Consider the following 18543-nt stretch of genomic DNA (forward strand, 5'->3'; position numbering starts at 1 on the left):
CTGAGCACGTTTTCGAAGGAAACTTGCGACCAAGTCGCCAGACTTGTGAGTTGGCCCGCTGCGGAGTATCCTATTTTCTGAGGCCCCTATACATTTCAAAGTAGTTCATCAGGAGTGGAGAATACAATTAAGGAAGGAGGTTGTTGGTTTTTCTCTTGTGTCAAATCGAATGCCTTACACGAAAACGACGTACATCTCAAAGGACTTCAGTTGTTATTTTCGGTTGAAATCACACCGAGTATGTCCTATTTGAAATTAGAAGAAATCATCTAATGATATAGATTTTGATTTTTTCTCAATTTTCTTAAAGCCTTTGAGAGTAGTCTCATCAATTGTTTTTTTACCCTCCAAATAGGACATAATCGATCCTTTTTCATCGATTGTCTCCCTATTAAATTTGAATTCTTCATTCATTTCAAATGTATTAATGACTGATGAAAAAAATTTAGGGGCTTGAGCAATCTGATCAGGAACAATATGGTATTTCCCCAACAACTCATCGTGGTTAGCATGTTCAGAATGATGCATATACATATAGCTTTCACGATCCAACATGCGCCCTTGATATTCTATTTTCTCAGCCTGAGATATATTCCCAGGGGGCGGATTGGGTGACCATTTCTTTGGTTCACGATTAACGCCTATAATATCTATACCAAGTGGTGCAGATAGGATATCTCCTGCAAGGCAAGCAACTTCATCTCTCCGGGGATGTTGTTCACGGCGAATATTTGAACCATAAAGAACTACTTCCTCCTCTAATTTCATGTCAGCAACTTTCTTATGATAGGATCGAATAAACTGAATTTTTGAGAGTTCACTTCCACCTTCAAAATCTATCCAAAAATTACGATATCCTTCAGAGAGATATGAATTCAATATGCCCGTAAATCTTCGTGTACCATATCTTAGAGGAATTGGTACAAATATCGGTTTAGAATTGCGGAATTTTAGATTTTCATATGCAATATCGACAAACTTCAGATAATCCTCTTGTGGTGTGATCGTCTCATTATAGGATTTCTGAAGAGGGGGAGATACATACTTTTGTATTTTTAGATTAGGAATGAGAAGTAGATCACTTCTCCCATGATACAGTGCCATTACACTTTCAATATATTCGTCCGCATCTGAGATATTATATGGATTAAATTCTAATGTGAGTGTATTTACAAGAAGTTTGTTTTTAAAAAGTTGATTCTGCTTCAATTTAAGATAGTTCTTTAGGAGATTTGGATTACTATCATCCGCTGCTTGACAAAAAATTTTAGGGCTAACTAAATGGCTTCGTTCTAGAATCTTTACTGAATCAAATAGTGATGTATCTAAGGATTTCAATGGAGAAATTTCATCTATTTTGAGGCCATTTAAATCAAATAGTTTACATGGGGTTTGAAATTTTAATGAACCAAAGGACAATGTCTTCGCTGTAAACAACGCGTCCTCATCAACCTCATCTACATGGACATTTATTTCAGTCGTACATTACCCTCCAGATTCTTTTATTTCGATAATTATTTTACAAACCATATCATCTTGAATTCTAAATTTGCTTACTTTTATATTCTCAAGAATGTTTATGATACTTACTTTATCATATATCTTTTCCAAGGCACATATCTTTAAAAGTCCGACTGTCCCAACCATATTTGTAACTAATATTGGAAGATTTTCTGAGACAAGTTTACGTGCCATCCCATCATCTAATACGAATTTGAAATCATTATTTTTCTCTTTTTTATACATATTTGAGTAAGATATAACATCAATTTCTCCTTTACCAAGAAGCAGTCGTAATTGTTCTATAATTGGATCAATTGTTGGGGGTGATAGTATATTCTCTGCGTAATAACATTGTGTTTGAATAATTTCTGGGACTCGATTCCACGAGGTTTCCTTACGAACTTCTGGAGTCACAGTTATCTGATATACAGTGGAGATAACATTAAGATACTGATATCTATCATTTTCTGGAACGAAATCTGCCAAATCATCAATGAAACAGACAAAAAATGAGGTATCAGGGATTACAATCATCTTATTCAAGTAACTCCTGATATTTCTGGTAACTAATTATCCCTTTATTGTAGAGTCTTTTTGCTATAGTCTCTCGCTTTTCATAGAGGTGCTGATAGATATCTGAGTGTTTTTCGTATCCATACGTTGTATAAATGAGGTACATTAATTCCTCATCATTCATATTTTGACAGATGGTTGATATCATCTCAGAGACCTTCCTTAACATCTCTCTATTATTAGGACTCATGGTGCTTTCCGCTTTTTCCTGGAGTCTTTTTCCACTATCAGTCAAATGGATTCCATATTTATCCTCTATAAATAACTCATCATTATTTTCAAGTATGGCTTCAGCATTTGATGAATAGGGACCAAATCTGTATGCAGTAAATGGAAATAATTTTTCAAATTTTGGAAAGGATCGCGTCAATAAAAATAATTCTTTTTGGAATTTAATTCGAGTTGGAACTGGACTCTTCGATGCTGAGAGGAGAATTGCAATTAATTCACGACGTAGTTTCTCTTCAGACTCAAAACTGGCTGATTCCATCTTCAATACCTTTGTTCATTTCAACTTTTATTATACACAATTCTAATCTTGAATAAATATCATGTATTATATATTTACATTCTAAATGATATTTGTTCGTTTTCTGCACATTAATCTTATATTTCAGTGGATACATATATCATTGCACCCCTCATAGTAAAAATACCTGCCTGTATTCTAAAGTGATCAAATTCGACCACTTTTCACCAAGTATTGGATTCATTTACATGGACTGATTCGGATAGAGGCGGAAAAATCCAGAGGTGCATCATTGCTATACTGAAAATTATTTCCAGATACATTGTCTTTTTCTGACCTATATACAATATCAGCATATTCCATTATAAACCCCTGACCGCGCGGTGCGATAGTGCCTCCGCTTTTGGTGGAAACGCGGGGCTCAGTGAGTGGGTAGGGTGTTTTAGGATGCAAAAAAATGAGATTGGGAGGGGGAGAGGGTTGTTTAGATGAATGAAAATGGGAGGAAAATTAGATTCTGGATGGTTATGGCCGGGTGTGGAGACATGAGATAGCCCGCCTGAGAAAAACATGAGATGAAAACCCCAGACCGGCATCCCCGATCCAATGCCCTCACATATTCTTCGTATCTGCGAGGTCCATATACAGCCGCATCGGGATCTTCTTTTCCAGCCTCCACACAATACTCATCGGCTTCGATCCCTCGTGACTCACATAATGCACTCTTCCTAAGAACACATAAGGCATCGTCTGGGTACCCTCACTCTTCGCCTGCCTCACAAACAACAATATCGAAATGCCCATCTTCTCATGGTGAATATACCTCTGCCCAACCTTACTCTCTGGTGATGTGATATTCTGCGACTGCCAATGGAAAAGCTCCTCACTAATAACATAATCCTCATACATCGTTGTAGGTGAATAGAACTTCTCGCTCTTTTGGAGTGTTACGAGCATAATAACAGTCTTGAGACCATCAATATACCGCACACCCTCCAGCATCCCGGCATACGAATCCCAATTAATCCAGCCAAGACCCGAGACAATTTCATCACGAGAATACGAACAGTACAAATCCAGTGCTGATGGATACCCTAACTCAATTCTTGAATCCAGGAATTCGATCTGTTCATAGCGAATCTCCAAAAACTCCACTAACTCTGCACAAACCAAAGGCATCTCTCTGATATGTCGAACAAAATCATTCGGAGTGTTAAACCCTGCCGCCTTTGGCAGATTTGGGGCTTTGAACGTGTAATACAACATCGTCAGCATCTCGACATCCTCTTTTGTCTCCACATTACCCCCATCACGGAATACGCGAAGCAGGAAATTAATCCACCGCCGAGAATTGATATGGGTTAGGCGTATCATGGCTTTGCCAAACACTCTCTCATTTGGATATGAGGTCTGCATCGAAACCCCTGCCTCAATACACAACTGCCAAAACATCCCATGTTGATAGACATCGGCAAGTTCCAGGTCATAGGTCTGGATGAACTTTTTCAGGGTCGGCACTTCACCCGTATCACGCTGATAATACTGAAGCTTATTCAGAATATTTCTCTTATTTGGGAGAGACCTCTGGATGTTTTCAAGAACGGTTTTCATCACCTCACGCTCCATCTGAATGAAACACCCGCTCGGCAGAGAACTAAATCCATGCTCCATCTCGTATTTCATCGAATGCCGGGTCTTGTCCAAGAGAGAGCGGAACTTTTGCTCAAAGTTATACTTCTGATGAGAATGCCCCACAAAATCCAGGACGGTGAGAACGTCCTTTCCTTCACTGAGACGCAGACCCCGTCCAAGTTGTTGTAAAAAGACGGTTAAACTCTCTGTTGGCCGTAGGAAAAGAATGGTGTTAACCTCGGGAATATCCACTCCTTCGTTGTAGAGATTCACGGTAAAGATGAAGTGAATCACCTTTTTTTGCAGGCTAGCTTTTGCCGATTGTCGTTCTTCTTCACTGGATTCAGCATCTAAGTAGGTGGAAGGGATGCCGGCTGTCGTGAAATGTTCTGCGGCCTCTTGGGCGTGTTTTCTGCTGACACAAAAACCGAGGCCGATTACTTGAGAAATGTCAGTGACATATCGGTCAACTGCATCTAAAATAGTCCGTGTTCGTTCCTTGTTTCCGATATACTTCTCTTCGAGTTCGTGGACGTCATATTTGCCATACTCGAATTTGATGGTGGAGAGGTCGACGGGATCTGTTACGCAGAAGTATTGGAAGGGTGAGAGGAGGCCGCGGTTGATTGCTTCGGGCAGACGAATTTCGGCAGCCGTTACCCCGCCAAAATATTCGGTGATGTCGTGTCCGTCCATCCGTTCAGGAGTGGCGGTGAGTCCTAGGAGAATTTTTGGTGTGAAGTAGGTGAGTAAGGTCTGGTAACTTTTTGCTGCTGCATGATGGAATTCATCAACAACGATTACATCGTAGTAATCTGGTGGGATTAAGGTCTGGAACTCTTTTGATTGGAAGGTTTGTATGGTAAGAAAAAGGTAGTCATAATTTTCAGGAGTGTTGTTTCCGTCAAAGAGTTCGCCGAAGTTTTGGTTTCGCAGGACTCCTCTAAAGCAGGCGAGGCTTTGTTTGAGGATCTCGGTTCTGTGAGCGATGAAGAGAAGACGGTTGGGTTTGTTTGGATTTTCTAAACAGTGTCTTCGGTAGTCAAAGGCGGATACGACGGTTTTTCCCGTTCCAGTGGCGGCGACGATGAGGTTTCTCCATCTGTTGTGGAGGGTTCGTTCGGTTTGGAGTTTTTCGAGGATTTCTTTCTGGAAGGGATAGGGTTCTATTTGGAAGAGGTATTCGTTGTGTTCGCCACACATTTTTTCGGCTTTGAGGGCTTTGCGTAAGTCTGGTTCTCGGTCATTTGTGTAGGTTTCGAAGTCAGGGTTGTTCCAGTAGGTGTCGAAGGTGGCGGTGATGATTTTTAGGACATGAGCCATGTCTTTTTCGGTGAGTTTGACGTTCCATTCGAGCCCGGTTCCAAGGGCGGCGTTGGAGATGTTGGATGAGCCAACATAGGCGGTTCCAAATCCGTTGTGTCGGTGGAAGATGTAGGATTTTGCGTGGAGGCGGGTGGTTCTGGTTTCGTAGGAGATTTTGATTTCGGTGTTGGGAAGGTTGTGGAGTTCTTTGATTGCTTTGAGGTCGGTTGCTCCCATGTAGGAGGTGGTGATTATTCTAAGGGGGTGTGTTTTGGTGAATGCTTTGAGTTCTTCGATGATGAGCCGAAGGCCGCTCCATTTGATGAAGGAGACGAGCATGTCGATTTTGTCGGAGCTGAGGATTTCTTTTTTCAGTTCGTTCATCATGGAGGGTTCGAGTTTTGAGCCGGTGAAAAGAGTGCTTATGGAGATGGAGGTTTCGGGTCTGATGAGTTGGTTTTGGTCGGAGTTTTCAAGGACGCCGATGAGTTGGTCTACTCCGGAGATTTTTTGGAAGTTGATGTCGGGATCGTTGGTTGTTTGGGCGAGGAGTTCGATGATTTGGTTTGCGGTGTGGATTTGATTTTGCAGGTAGAGGTCGTCATTTTTTTCTTTGAGAAGAGGGAGGCTTTTTTCGATGATTTCGGTGAGGTATTGGGAGAGGATGTGTTTTGCTTCGGCAGGGTCGATTGGGCGAGTGAGAATGGAGGAGCCGGTTTCTGTGTGGGTGTTGATGTCTTTTTGGATGAGGGTGGAGATGAGTTGTTCGTAGATGCCTGGGGAGAGAGTCATGGATGCGTGAAGAATAGATTGGTGGGCAAATGCATAAGGATAACGACAGGGAGAAGGGGGGCATAAGGTGAAAGATACGTGTGCTGACGTGTGGAGATAAAAAAATGAGTTGTATGTAGGTTTATTTCATCTTTTCAATTATTACCCATCGCCTAATTTCGCCAATCCGCATATCCTCTGACCTCGGTGAGATACCGGGCAGTTTCGCATAATCTTTCAAAAGCCCGTTCTTTCCAATTGTCCATAAAGACCCCTCCAAGCAGTCCGACAGTGATCTCACGTTCGAACCGTTCAGGATAGAGAGCATACAGAAGATCCCAGCACTCGAGTATCTCATTTTTCCGTTCCCGGAGAAACAGCGGGTTAGGAATGCTGTCTGATTTACGGAGGTTGACTTTCGTATCGGAGGGTATGAGATTCCACAGATCATTACATCTCCAGACTGCAAAAGGGAGAAGGTGATCTATAGCAAGTGTCGATTCGTTTAATCTCTGACCAGACCAGACGCACGAACACGCACCCGTCCGGCTGTGTTCGTGGAATAATTTTGCAGCATCAGAAACATTCCTTTCGGAAACCGGGTACATCGAGAAGCGTTCCATGAGTTCTCCGTCAGTTATGCCGGAATCAGTGTTTTGCCTCTGTAAAAATTCCATCCATTTCTGAGCTATGCATCCGCTGCCGATTATGAAGCCGCCAAGTTCCCGAAAAACACTATAGAGTTCTGAGGAGATGGAAAATGAGCCGCATCGTTCGATCAGGAGCTGGAGAGAGAGGGTGTCGGATTTTTTTATCGCGGCCGGCTTTTTTTCGAGAGAGAAGACCGAGTATTCTTTTCCCGTCTGAGAGTATCCAAGATGACGCATGGGGTTGTCGGTGATCGTGTATCGGATCTGGCTGATGAGTTTTGCGAGGGTGTCTCGTATCTCTCCTGATACGTTACCGGATACAAGTTCGTCGTAAAATACTGAAAGACCGCCGTGTTTTTCATAATATTGGCAGACCTCCTGAAATAACGGACGGAAGGTGATTTGTCGGTTTCCGTTTCGTTCGCCTTTTTTCATGGCGATAAATGTTCCCGGCAGAAAGAAGGGGTAGTAATAGATGAGCCATTTGGCGACGCAAAGACCTGTCGGGATGTGTATCCGTCTTGTTTGCTGATTTAAGGATGCATACTGGGGATATTCCTGGCAGCATTCAATAACAGACTGGAGAAGAGAGTATTTGTATGGGGTGTCTGTTTTGTCACGTTCTATGATGGAGTTGATGCTTGAAAACGTGTCAGAGGGCATTGATAATGTATTCATGATGTATCTGCATATATTTTTCGGCGGTGGGGTGATGGATGCAAAAATACCATCAGTTTCTGGGAGTATAGGAAAATAACTTCCCCACATCAATATTAATAATTGTCGATATAGTATTTTTCGGCAGATTTATATTAACTCAAATCAATAATCAAACTCATATGAATCATTTTTACCCTCCAAAATATCCGTTCACATCGGAATGGGAGGAGATATTCACAGAAATTCCAGAAAATAGAAGCCGTGTTGTTTGGATTCAAAGTCAGAAATTTTTAAACGTTACTGGTCAACCTATCTATTTAAATGCAATAAATAGACAATCCATTTCTTTTTATAAATGTTGTTTACGGCACCAAAAAGAGGGGGTGCTTGTTTACCCAACTCGTGATCTCTCCATTACTTCCTTGCTAGCTCTTGAGGGGATGTATTATAATTATGATAACAAGCAGAGGTTCAATGGGAGAGATAAAATTCTCATCATTAGCAGTCGTTTATCTCTTCGAAATGAAATCCGTGATTGTTTCAAGATGTTAAAAGCTGGTTCATTACCAATCTATTATGAACTCTTCCCTGTTGCTCGGATTACATCAAATGGAGGTTTCAATAGATTTTCAGATTTAAAAAAGACAAAAGTTGAACCTAAAGTATACATATCTCCAAATCTAGATGCACTTCCAGCAAAAAATTTAGCAGAACAAATATTTAGTGTTATTGTTGAAGCGGACCCATTTTGGAATTCAGATAAAGATAAGGAGTTGAGAAATTGGATTACTGGATCCAATATCCCCCACTTGTTTTGGATAGCAGCTGATCCCACACCACCACATTTTTACAATTTAATAGAATCAAGGCTGCTTCCTTATTGGGGATGGAATGCTGGGGAGTTAAAAGCAGATTCCCAGTTCGATGAATCCAGTTTGAAAGCTGGAGATTTTGATTTAAATCAGCTTTTCTGCCAGAATTTCGGTGAAATACAGAACAAATTTAGTGGTATAATCAAAGTTATTGTCCCAGTTAAGGAGGACCACCTCAACAAAGAATTTAGAAAATGCAGAAAGATCTATTTTCAACTACTTGAGAGTGCTAGAAAGAACAGATTAAATTCAGGAATCTCATTTGCTCATCGTTATATTGGATGTATCAATGCATTAGAAGAGACTATTTCACCATTAAGTTACAGCGAAAAACATCTTGAAGGAAGATGGGGTTATACCTCGGCTATCAGATCACTTAAAATATTGGCATCCCAAGCCGAATCAATTAAGAAAGAATCACCATTTTTTAGTACTTATGCTATTGATGCTGTTGATAGATTAAACGACATCTATCATTACATGTTGGAAAAAAAGAACGGGAAATATCTAGTAATCCTGGAAATAATTAATGAAGCCTTACAAAACAACAAGAAAATTGTTATCATTGCGAAAAATGGGATTTATAGATTGGCTCTCGAAGACTATCTAATCGAAGAAAAAAACCTCAATATTCTAGAATTAAACGAGAAAGGAATCTATTTTTCCTCAATGGATGATATTTCAAGAGCATTCAACGAAATAGGAGCAGTTACTACATGCATTCTTTATGGTTGCCCCAGATATTACAATAATTTCATTTTGTCTCTAGCTAAAGCTGAAAGGCTTGGTATAATTGTCTATGAATCAGAGATTCCATTTTTAATGACGATGCTTAACGTGATCGATGATAATAAGAATATCTTCTCATCAGAGAAAAAAGGAAAAAGCATAAGTGATATTCTATCTTCTCAAAGATTAATAAATTATATTCTAAATTACCCTCTTAACTCCTCAAAACAAGATTTAAGGTCTAAAATAATCACAATATGTCCAACTGACGCTCAAATGGGGGATTTTACTTATGACTCCATAATGTCAGATTTTTTCATGGAAGAACTTGACATTGAAAACGAATGTGCAGAAGATTTTGATATAGATGATGTTCTTTCTGAAAAAGATAACAGAAATACAGTTCCAGCAATAAAAGTCTCTTTTTCTAGTGGAAAATCGATATTATTGAGAGCTAATAAACAAGTTCAGGTATTTGATAGTATAAGAAAGAAAGTAAATGATATTACTGCTAGTAGTTTAGTAAAGAATAATATCCTAATTTTAGTTGAAAATTCTACTAAGAAAACAATTGTCTCCTCCATCATCTCTAAAGTCAGATCTGATCCAAAAATGACTACAGTTATTTTTTATCAAAAATATTGGATCAAATGTTTACGTGATGGTGTCTTTGAACATAATGATACTCCAAATACCCTCCTCGAAAAATTACGGGAGAAGGGAGCGAAATCACCAGAAACACCAACAGCTGTTTATTTATGGTTAAAAGAAGCGGTCCTAGGGCCACAGGATCCTGAGAACATACGTAGGATCGGTGAAATATATAACAAGGAACTATTGATCAGAGATTGGAAACTCGTAGCTGCTGCTATTAAGAGATTACGTGGGATCCATCGAGGTTTAGCAAGGAAATTATATCATCTCATCCCAGAAGCAGCAATTGAATATGAAAACCAAGAATCAGAAAACACAATTATCGATGAAGAATTAGAATTATCTTTAGAAGACTTCAGAAACAGTATTTCTCTGGAGATAGTTACTTCTTGCGAAAAAGTAGGAGAGATTCCTATCTCTCAATTAGACAAACTAAATTTTGATGCTCATGGTAAAAATGACAACAAATAGTGCTGACAATTCCGTTCGTGAAAAATTTGTGAATTCCCTGTTGGATAAGATCAAAGGGCGTTGTACAGGGTCGCTATATGAAAAAGTATACGATGATAAACCCTCTATCAAATTATTTATTGGGAATTTATCTCCTCGTATCCCTCTTAATACTCTCTCAACCATTTACTCTAAAACATCTCCTTCAAGTGCGGGACTTGAAGTTTTGATCAATAAGAACGATATTGATACGGCCCGAATCAGAATAACAGCAGGGGCGGTATTTTATTACAAGGTTTTTCCTACACGTGAAGAACAACTTGAAATCTACAACTTAGAAAGAGATGGGAGATTTCGTAGAGATCCTGATTCTCAAGGAGATAAATACGATGGAGAAGTTGGTGATGCATCGTTAAGTGGGTTTAAACTCAGAAGCGTATATCAAAAAGCTAAACCCAAACCAGTTGTTTTTGAGGTCAATATCTCCGACTTGATAAAAGAGAGATTACCTACCAAAAATAATTTTCCAGAAGGTGAACGCCTAGCAACAGAAGCTTTAGAAATATTTTCTAAAGACGAAAATAAGTTCCGGTCTAAAACCCATATTGGAAAAACCCGTAGTGAAAAAGATAAAGAACTTGAAGTCACAGAAGCGGATCTCATAAATGAGGAAACATTCAATGCATTTATACGTTCATGGGGGACGACGATTCAAACTCCTCATTGGCAATCTGGACTCAATTATACTATATCCGAATTTGATGACAAATCAATTAAACTGAAACTGACGATTGATAATCAATTTACTGAAAATACACCTTTGAATGCGGTTGATAACTCAATGTTCGAGACTCAACTTCAAGTTGACCCCATCAATTTTGTATTTCAGGATTATATTTTGAGTTATCTGAAAGATGATTTGAATTATGATGGAAATATCCATGCCAATGGTTTCAATTGTACTGTAGTGAAAAAAGGCAACACTATGGAAATTGAACATATGCCAATTTTCTCCCAACGCAAATACAAATCAAAGACAGACATCACACCGAAATTTACTGCCCTTTCTGAAAACCCAAGTGATGTTCTCGAGAAAATTTCCGAGGCAATGGGTAAAGAGATAAAGCGGCTTACAGATAGTATCCCCTCCTTACAGCATGTATCGGAAATTGGAATAAACAAACTTAAGACAGAAATTGATGATTTCCTTCAAGAAAAACAAAGATTTGATACGAGTTGTGATATCCTAAGAACGAATAAACATGCAATGGACGCATTCAAATTAATGAATGCAGCATTTGCTAATTCTGGAAAAGGCTACCAGTCATGGAGATTATTCCAAATAGTATTCATTGTGATGGAAATCGCAGATGTGATTGCTTCTTCGACAAAAACAAAATGTGCAACACTTGAAGATGTAGATTTGATATACTTCCCCACTGGCGGTGGAAAAACAGAGGCATATTTAGGACTGGCAGTCTTTACTGCATTCTATGATCGGTTAAGGGGGAAGAAAGATGGAGTAACCGCAATTACTCGATTCCCGCTACGACTGTTATCTCTTCAACAACTTCAAAGGATAGCAGATATATTTGGTCAAGCAGAACTTCTTAGAAGGCAGCATCCAATCATTGGAAAGGTAGGATATGCACAATTCAGTACAGGTTACTATGTTGGAGATGAAAACACCCCAAACAAAGTATATTCTTGGGAGTTCGGCACAGGGATACCTATCGATAATATCAGTAGAGTAAATACTGATCCAGACCTACAGGAAAAATTTAAGATCATCTCAAAGTGTCCTTTTTGTGGAAAGAATACTGTCAAATTAATTGGGGATCTAAATAGTTTACGTATCATCCACAAATGTACAAATCCAGAATGTGGGGAAGAAATCCCGGTATATATTTCTGATCAAGAAGTAGTTCGTTATCTTCCAACATTTATTGTCTCAACATTAGATAAGATGGTTTCCGCCAGTTGGAGCAAAGAGTTTAAAATGCTCTTTGGTAAAATCAATGGACGGTGCCCTAAACATGGTTACATCTCAGGAAAAGCCTGTATGTATCATGATACCTATGTAAAGGATCCAAATGCATGTACACAAGAGTCCTATGATCCTGTATCATTGTATGATCCTTCCCCTACGTTGATGATTCAAGATGAGATCCATCTGATTCGTGAATCTTTAGGTACATATGATTCTCATTATGAATCGTTTTTAGATAACTACATCCAGACGATCACAGATGGTAAAAAAATCAAAATAATTGGCTCATCAGCCACGGTAACAGACTATGAAGCCCAGATTCGGGAATTATATCTGAAAAAAGCCCACAAATTCCCTGCATATAGTCCATTCTATGCTTATGAGGATCAAACAGAACATTCTCGATTTGTGGCGGGAATCATGCCCCATAACAAAACAGTTATTTTTGCAGTTCTTGACACAATGCAGATTTATTATGAGGAAATTGAAAACTTAAAAGCGAATCCAAGTCTTGCATTAAAGATGAATGTGGGTTTTACCTCAGAAAAGGAAGTTCTGGAAACATTAAAAGATTATGAAATTGAGTTGTGTTACAACCTTGCAAAACGTGAAGGTGATGCAATAGCCAATTCCATTCTTACAGTAATCAATGATTCATTGGAGATGAAGAAATACCATAAAATGAACCTTAAAATGATGACTGGAGATGTAACGTTCCGAGATGTAAAAGAAATCCTCTCTACTATTGAAAATGGTAATATGGAGAATCACATAGATTTGATTATAGCCACAAGTATGATATCTCACGGTGTTGATATCGACAGTTTGAATTTTATGGTTTTCATGGGGATGCCAAGAAATACTGCTGAGTATATTCAAGCTCTGAGTCGAATTGGAAGAAAGTACCCTGGCATTGTGTTCGTTATTTTCAACCCAACAAGAGAAAGAGATCAGAGTTACTACAAATACTTTCCTAAATATCATGAATACAAAGATATTCTTGTCGAACCAGTCCCAATTAGTCGATGGGCTAAATTTTCTATAACACGTACTCTTCCAGGAATTTTCTCAGCTTGTGTTCTCAATTACCTGGAAGGAAAAGATGGAATAAGTCCATATATGACAAAAAATTTCAAAGAAGGGTATGATAGTCGCGCCTTCACAGAGGAGGATATATTAGATTTCATTTTGAAGTGCTACAAAGTTGAAGAGAATGAGATGGGTGCATATTTTAAGCAGATAATATCTGACAAAGTAAAAAACTATATTGATCAAATTCGCATCTCAGAAAAGAATGAATTCATTCCAGGTATGCTTTCAGATATGCCTATGAGAAGTTTACGGGATACAGATTCCCCACTGATAGTAAAGCCCACGGGAGAAAGTTTTGACCCCATGGATCAAATTCGAGTTCAAGAATCTGGGGGGGTGCAATAATGCAGCGTGGTAAAAGTCAGGTCATGTTTCGTTACCTTCCGGAATCTGTAATAGATTTCTCAGATACCCACACTATCGGGAAAGTCGTCTCATGGAACACGATCCCATTAAATCTCGAAAATTTGAATGTGGGGCGGATCTATTATGAAATTGTGGAGAGAAGACTAAAACGCTTTCCATCTAAAAAGGGATACCCAGATAAACCAAAATCTGATTCATTCATCTTTTTAGAGCCGAAAAAGGTTAACGTGGAGATATTCCCCCTGACATTTATTTGTAATAAATGTGGTAAAGCCTATACTTTCAATAATCTAGAGTCATTTAAGAAAGTATTTGCACGAAATGGTTATCATTGCGTATGTGGGGGATCATTAAAACAACTGGATCTCGTTCACTATCATAATTGTGGAAAAATAGAGAGTCCTAAAGTTAGCAAGTGTTCGAAACATGGATACCAAAATATAGTATTATACAAAGGTGGTAGTAGAAGACTTGCCGACTGGAGATGGGAATGTGGGATTTGTGGTGAAAAAACGGGTTCTCTTAAGAGTAAATGCTATGAATGCGATGATTGGATGAAAACTGCTCCATTCAGGCAAAGTCAAGTGTTTTATCCTCACTCATTCTCGCTTATCAATACGATAGGTAATCATAATTTGAAAACATTTGAGGATCTGAATCTTATAAAATTATATCTTTCCCACTATCTTGGTATTATCTCAGACAAGGACTATGATGAAATACGGAATTCTGACACAGAACTGGGAAAGAATGATAAGGTTTTAGCAGCTCGTCAAAAACTGATGGATATAGGTATTTCAAAAGAAGATATTGATGATGTATTAGGGTCATTAGATGGATCTGAGACTCAAAATATGCGTGACAATGCCATAAAAAATGTAGATCAGATCCTTAATCTTTCCCAAGAAAAATTGAATACCATAGTATCCTCATTACAAGGTTTTAATGAGACATTAAATCTCAAAGGATCACAGACAATACGTGATGTAATCGAAGAAGCGAAGAAGCGGGCAGAGAGTAATTTTACAACCATCTGCCAATTTCCAAAAGCATTGCATGATATTGGCGTATCGAACGCCTATGTCGTTAGTGATTTACCACTTGTTTCAGTTGTTTTTGGTTATACTCGCGTTTCTGTCGATCCAAAAGAGTGTACTTTAAGGTCATTCCCAAGAGATGAAAACTACCCTGAAAAAACCCCAATATATGTCAATTCAAATGAAACTGAGGGTATTATTCTTGAAATTGATCGATACAAGATTCTCAAATGGTTAAAAATGAACAATATTATATCATCGATTCCGTCTCCAGACGATGATATAGGATTAAAGAGTTGGTTCTTAAACAATATTGATGTGGAATCCATCCCAGTTTTTGATGAAATACCTACGGATCTTCAAATTACTAAGTATGTCTATTCACTTCTCCACACCATGTCGCATGTTTTGATTAGAAAAGCAGCCGGTCTAGTCGGAATCGATAAAGACTCACTTGGAGAGATCATTTTCCCAGCAGTTCCAGCGATATTAATTTACACTAATAATGTCCATGATTTTCAGATTGGAGGTATGCATACACTTTTTGATACAGGGATTATTCCGTGGACTGAGATGGCTAAAGAGAGTGCCATGTCCTGTTTGTATGATCCTGTTTGTATATCATCAGAGGCATCGTGTCATGCATGTTTACATCTAAGTGAAGGTGCCTGTGAACATTTCAATCGAGATCTTGGACGCCATTACCTTATTGGACGAACTGAAGCTACTGGGGAGCGAACGATTGGATTCTGGGAACGAGATTTCCTTGAATCGGTGGATAAATGAAATATGATCTTGCCATCTTATTAAAATCAAAAACACGAGTATCAGAGATAAAGACACTATTATTGCTCGTATTCTCTGAAAATCATATACTGAAAGGATGGCAGATCATAAATCCATTACGTGAATTTTCTACAGCAAGTGAAAGTGAATCTATACTATATACCCTTAAGGAAAACGGAGTATTGATCAACATAAAATCGGCCCCATCTATCCATGATTATCAGTTTCAGTTAAACTGTGATGATATTGATAATTTTTTTACTGGTGAAGAACTCGCAGCTGAGGTGATCGAAAGATATATTGATCGAACCTGTGAATCTGAAAATGATAGGGTTAGCTTTGTTTCAACAATTCCAAATGAGATGCATGCAATAACAAAGAAAACACACCAGATAGAACCAGCTCTAATTCGCCTTATTTCAAAAGCAAAGAATTCCATTTGGATCATTAATCCATTTTTCGATAAATTTGGTGCAAATATGATTCTTGATGCGCTAATTGGAGCAGCAAAACATGGAGTTCAAATTAAGATGATCGGAAGGGATTTTGAGGGGAATCTTCCTCTAAAAGAATCACTTCACTTTATTGCATCAGAATTTATGCAAAAAGGATTAATTGACTATCTTGAATATCGGGATTTCTTTTCGAGAGGTGAAGATGGTAAACAAAAATACGCACTTCACACAAAAATGCTCATATCAGACCAATCCGCTTACGTTGGAAGTGCAAACTTAACAGAACACAGTATGAGAAATAATTTTGAGTTGGGGGTTATTATTGAGGGTAAATCTATTCTTCCCGTAATTTCTTTAGTTGAAGAGATGTGGGACTATGCAAGACGTGTAAACATAACCGATGGATAATAATTTTGGGAAATGGAGTTCTCTCATTATGAGCTTTTTTTTGCTGCGAGTTGCTCCCTCTCGATTTGTAATCGTATTTCTGCTAACTGAATGTAGTCTTCAGATAATTCAATCCCCATCCAATTTCGACCAAGTTTCTCTGCAACAACGGCAGTTGTTCCAGAACCCATGAAAGGATCCAAGACACAATCACCTCCGTTTGAACCTGCTTTTATAAAGAATTCCGCAAGTCGTTCCGGGAAACGTGCCGGATGTTTAATATTTTGTGAATACATTTTTTTGAAGGAATTCTTGCTACCAGTATTACTAATAGCCAAAACGTCTCCCGGTTCTTGGATGTATTTATCCGAGAGTTCATTCATCTGTGAATAAGGATCTTCAATGTGCAATACACTTCCTGGATCTGCCCCTCCTTTATTTTCCCATACTTTTTCGCAGTCAAAAGAATAGGTACTTGGGCGTGTATTATGCTCTCTATTTCCCTTACCCTGACCGTTCAGATAAATCTTCATAGCATTGGAATACGGTCTCCTAATATCATCCATATTGAATGTCCACGTATCACCCTTGCTAAACCAGAAACAATATTCATGCGATTTTTTTGTTCGACCATATTTTCCGGTAGAGAATGAATTTGGAGGTGTAGCTGGATTAAACCATACATAGTCCCGTACGAGATGGAACCCAACTTCCTTACAGAGTTTGACTACAAGTTCAAAAACATAAAGATGCTGAAAACTATCAACTGTTTTATCATTAATATTGAGAATAAAACTCCCATTAGGTTTTAGAACCCGATATAATTCTTTTGCTTTGGGGAGAAACCAATCGACATATCTGTCGGGGTGGAGTTCGGCCATAATGGATTGACTTTCGATTTTATATTTTCGTTGATTTGCATAAGGCGGAGATGTCAATATCAAATCGATAGAATCATCATCAAAATCTTTTAAGATATCTCCACAATCCCCAAAGGTGATCCTGTTTAAATATTGTTCGTTTGCCATATAGAATACACCAAATTGAGTATTATGTTGTTCTTCACGCAGCTTAATCATTACTATCAATTAAGCCAAGATCTACTATCCTAACCGTTCATGAGGAGGATCATCAAATGATCATTTTTGCAGCGCACATATCAAACTATCATCAATATTGACAAAATATTTCATCCTATTTTCAATCCAGAAAAACAGCAATGCGCTGAAAAATAATCCCTTTTATTTATGGGAGCCGCTGGGGCGGCGACAGGATTTGCCCGAACGCTCCCGATGAAGGGACGAGCAATACAGCATAGCTGGATTGCGAGAGTGAGGAGAAGCAAATCCGATTCTGGGAGCCCGAAGGGCGGGATTCGCGCCGATTCAAGCGAGCGAAGCGAGTCGGAGAGCAAATCTCTGATTTGCGAACGCGGTTGGTTTTTTTCTTATGTATCCACACCCAACAAACTCCTTCCCGAATCTCACCCCTCTTCCATCTCACCCTCCACTCGCAAGTTTCCTTCGAAAACTTGCTCTGCTAAGATCGCCGGCTGCGCCGTCGATCCGCCTCGGCTGAGCCCGCCCCTATGTGTCGGCCCGCCTCCGCTGAACCCGGTCCGATGGACCGGGCCCCGCCTCAGCTAAGGGACCGAAAGGTCCCCGCCTCAGCTGAGGGCGAGCCTTGCGGCTCACCCCGCTTCATCAATTCGAGCTGCACTCTTCGGATATCTTTCCCGGTCTGGCATAACTTATCCGCATACATATCCTTCTGAAAAAACAGCGGCTTCAATCTATCCTGCAGCGTCGGCGGAATATCACTCATCATAACGTATCTCCAGTCCGGGTATCCCCGAACACATAAACAACCTAAGACGTCACGCATTATAAACCCCTGACCGCGCGGTGCGATAATGCCTCCGATTTTCGCGGAAACGCCGCTCTCACTGAGAGAGATACCGTACAAAAAATGCAAAAAACAGGACCCTCTCCCCCATCCCGGGAGCCGCTGGGGCGGTGAACCGGATTTGCCCGAACGTTGAAAAACGCTAGTAATCCTTTTTTTCTCACGTACCCAAACCAGGATCAAGAAGAGTGCCCCTCCCCCTCACCAAGAGGAGGGGTCTTAGAAAAAAAGCATTGGCCCGCCCCGACTCGACCCGT

The 18543-nt window shown here is 39.4% G+C and carries 10 protein-coding genes; 4 read left to right on the top strand and 6 right to left on the bottom strand.

Going from position 1 to position 18543, the window contains the following annotated elements; all coding sequences use genetic code 11:
- Positions 1-255: 255 nt before the first annotated feature.
- The 5 genes from EYA77_RS07510 to EYA77_RS07530 all read right to left on the bottom strand — a co-directional run bounded on the left by EYA77_RS07510 (position 256) and on the right by EYA77_RS07530 (position 7581).
- Positions 256-1419: a hypothetical protein gene (locus tag EYA77_RS07510; RefSeq protein ID WP_209315032.1), complete on the bottom strand. Its 1164-nt coding sequence runs from the start codon at positions 1417-1419 to the stop codon at positions 256-258.
- 66 nt (positions 1420-1485) lie between these two features.
- Positions 1486-2037: a hypothetical protein gene (locus EYA77_RS07515; RefSeq protein ID WP_167816340.1), complete on the bottom strand. Its 552-nt coding sequence runs from the start codon at positions 2035-2037 to the stop codon at positions 1486-1488.
- Between the two features lies 1 nt (position 2038).
- Positions 2039-2566 carry a hypothetical protein gene (locus EYA77_RS07520; protein ID WP_167816341.1) on the bottom strand — a complete coding sequence of 176 codons (528 nt, stop codon included), beginning with the start codon at positions 2564-2566 and terminating at the stop codon, positions 2039-2041.
- Positions 2567-3157: 591 nt separating this feature from the next.
- Entirely contained in the window at positions 3158-6274 is a 3117-nt protein-coding gene (locus EYA77_RS07525; protein WP_167816342.1) for a DEAD/DEAH box helicase, read from the bottom strand.
- Between the two features lie 152 nt (positions 6275-6426).
- On the bottom strand, positions 6427-7581 hold the full coding sequence (locus EYA77_RS07530; RefSeq protein WP_167816343.1) for an HNH endonuclease: 1155 nt from the start codon (positions 7579-7581) through the stop codon (positions 6427-6429).
- A 161-nt stretch (positions 7582-7742) separates the two neighbouring features.
- Between EYA77_RS07530 and EYA77_RS07535 the strand changes: the two genes are divergently transcribed.
- Genes EYA77_RS07535 through EYA77_RS07550 form a run of 4 tightly spaced genes read left to right on the top strand, consistent with a single transcriptional unit; the run spans position 7743 to position 16402 of the window.
- On the top strand, positions 7743-10289 hold the full coding sequence (locus tag EYA77_RS07535) for a DrmE family protein (protein ID WP_167816344.1): 2547 nt from the start codon (positions 7743-7745) through the stop codon (positions 10287-10289).
- Positions 10276-13695, top strand: a complete 3420-nt coding sequence (locus EYA77_RS07540) for a helicase-related protein (RefSeq protein ID WP_209315033.1) — start codon at positions 10276-10278, stop codon at positions 13693-13695. Before EYA77_RS07535 ends, EYA77_RS07540 begins: the two co-directional genes overlap by 14 nt.
- Positions 13695-15539: a DUF1998 domain-containing protein gene (locus EYA77_RS07545; RefSeq protein WP_167816346.1), complete on the top strand. Its 1845-nt coding sequence runs from the start codon at positions 13695-13697 to the stop codon at positions 15537-15539. Before EYA77_RS07540 ends, EYA77_RS07545 begins: the two co-directional genes overlap by 1 nt.
- Positions 15536-16402, top strand: a complete 867-nt coding sequence (locus EYA77_RS07550; RefSeq protein ID WP_167816347.1) for a phosphatidylserine/phosphatidylglycerophosphate/cardiolipin synthase family protein — start codon at positions 15536-15538, stop codon at positions 16400-16402. Before EYA77_RS07545 ends, EYA77_RS07550 begins: the two co-directional genes overlap by 4 nt.
- 26 nt (positions 16403-16428) lie before the next feature.
- On the opposite strand, the gene EYA77_RS07555 is transcribed toward EYA77_RS07550, so the two are convergent.
- Positions 16429-17460, bottom strand: a complete 1032-nt coding sequence (locus tag EYA77_RS07555; protein ID WP_167816348.1) for a site-specific DNA-methyltransferase — start codon at positions 17458-17460, stop codon at positions 16429-16431.
- Positions 17461-18543: the final 1083 nt, after the last annotated feature.

This window comes from Methanocorpusculum sp. GPch4 (assembly GCF_012062385.1).
Classification (GTDB): domain Archaea; phylum Halobacteriota; class Methanomicrobia; order Methanomicrobiales; family Methanocorpusculaceae; genus Methanocorpusculum; species Methanocorpusculum parvum.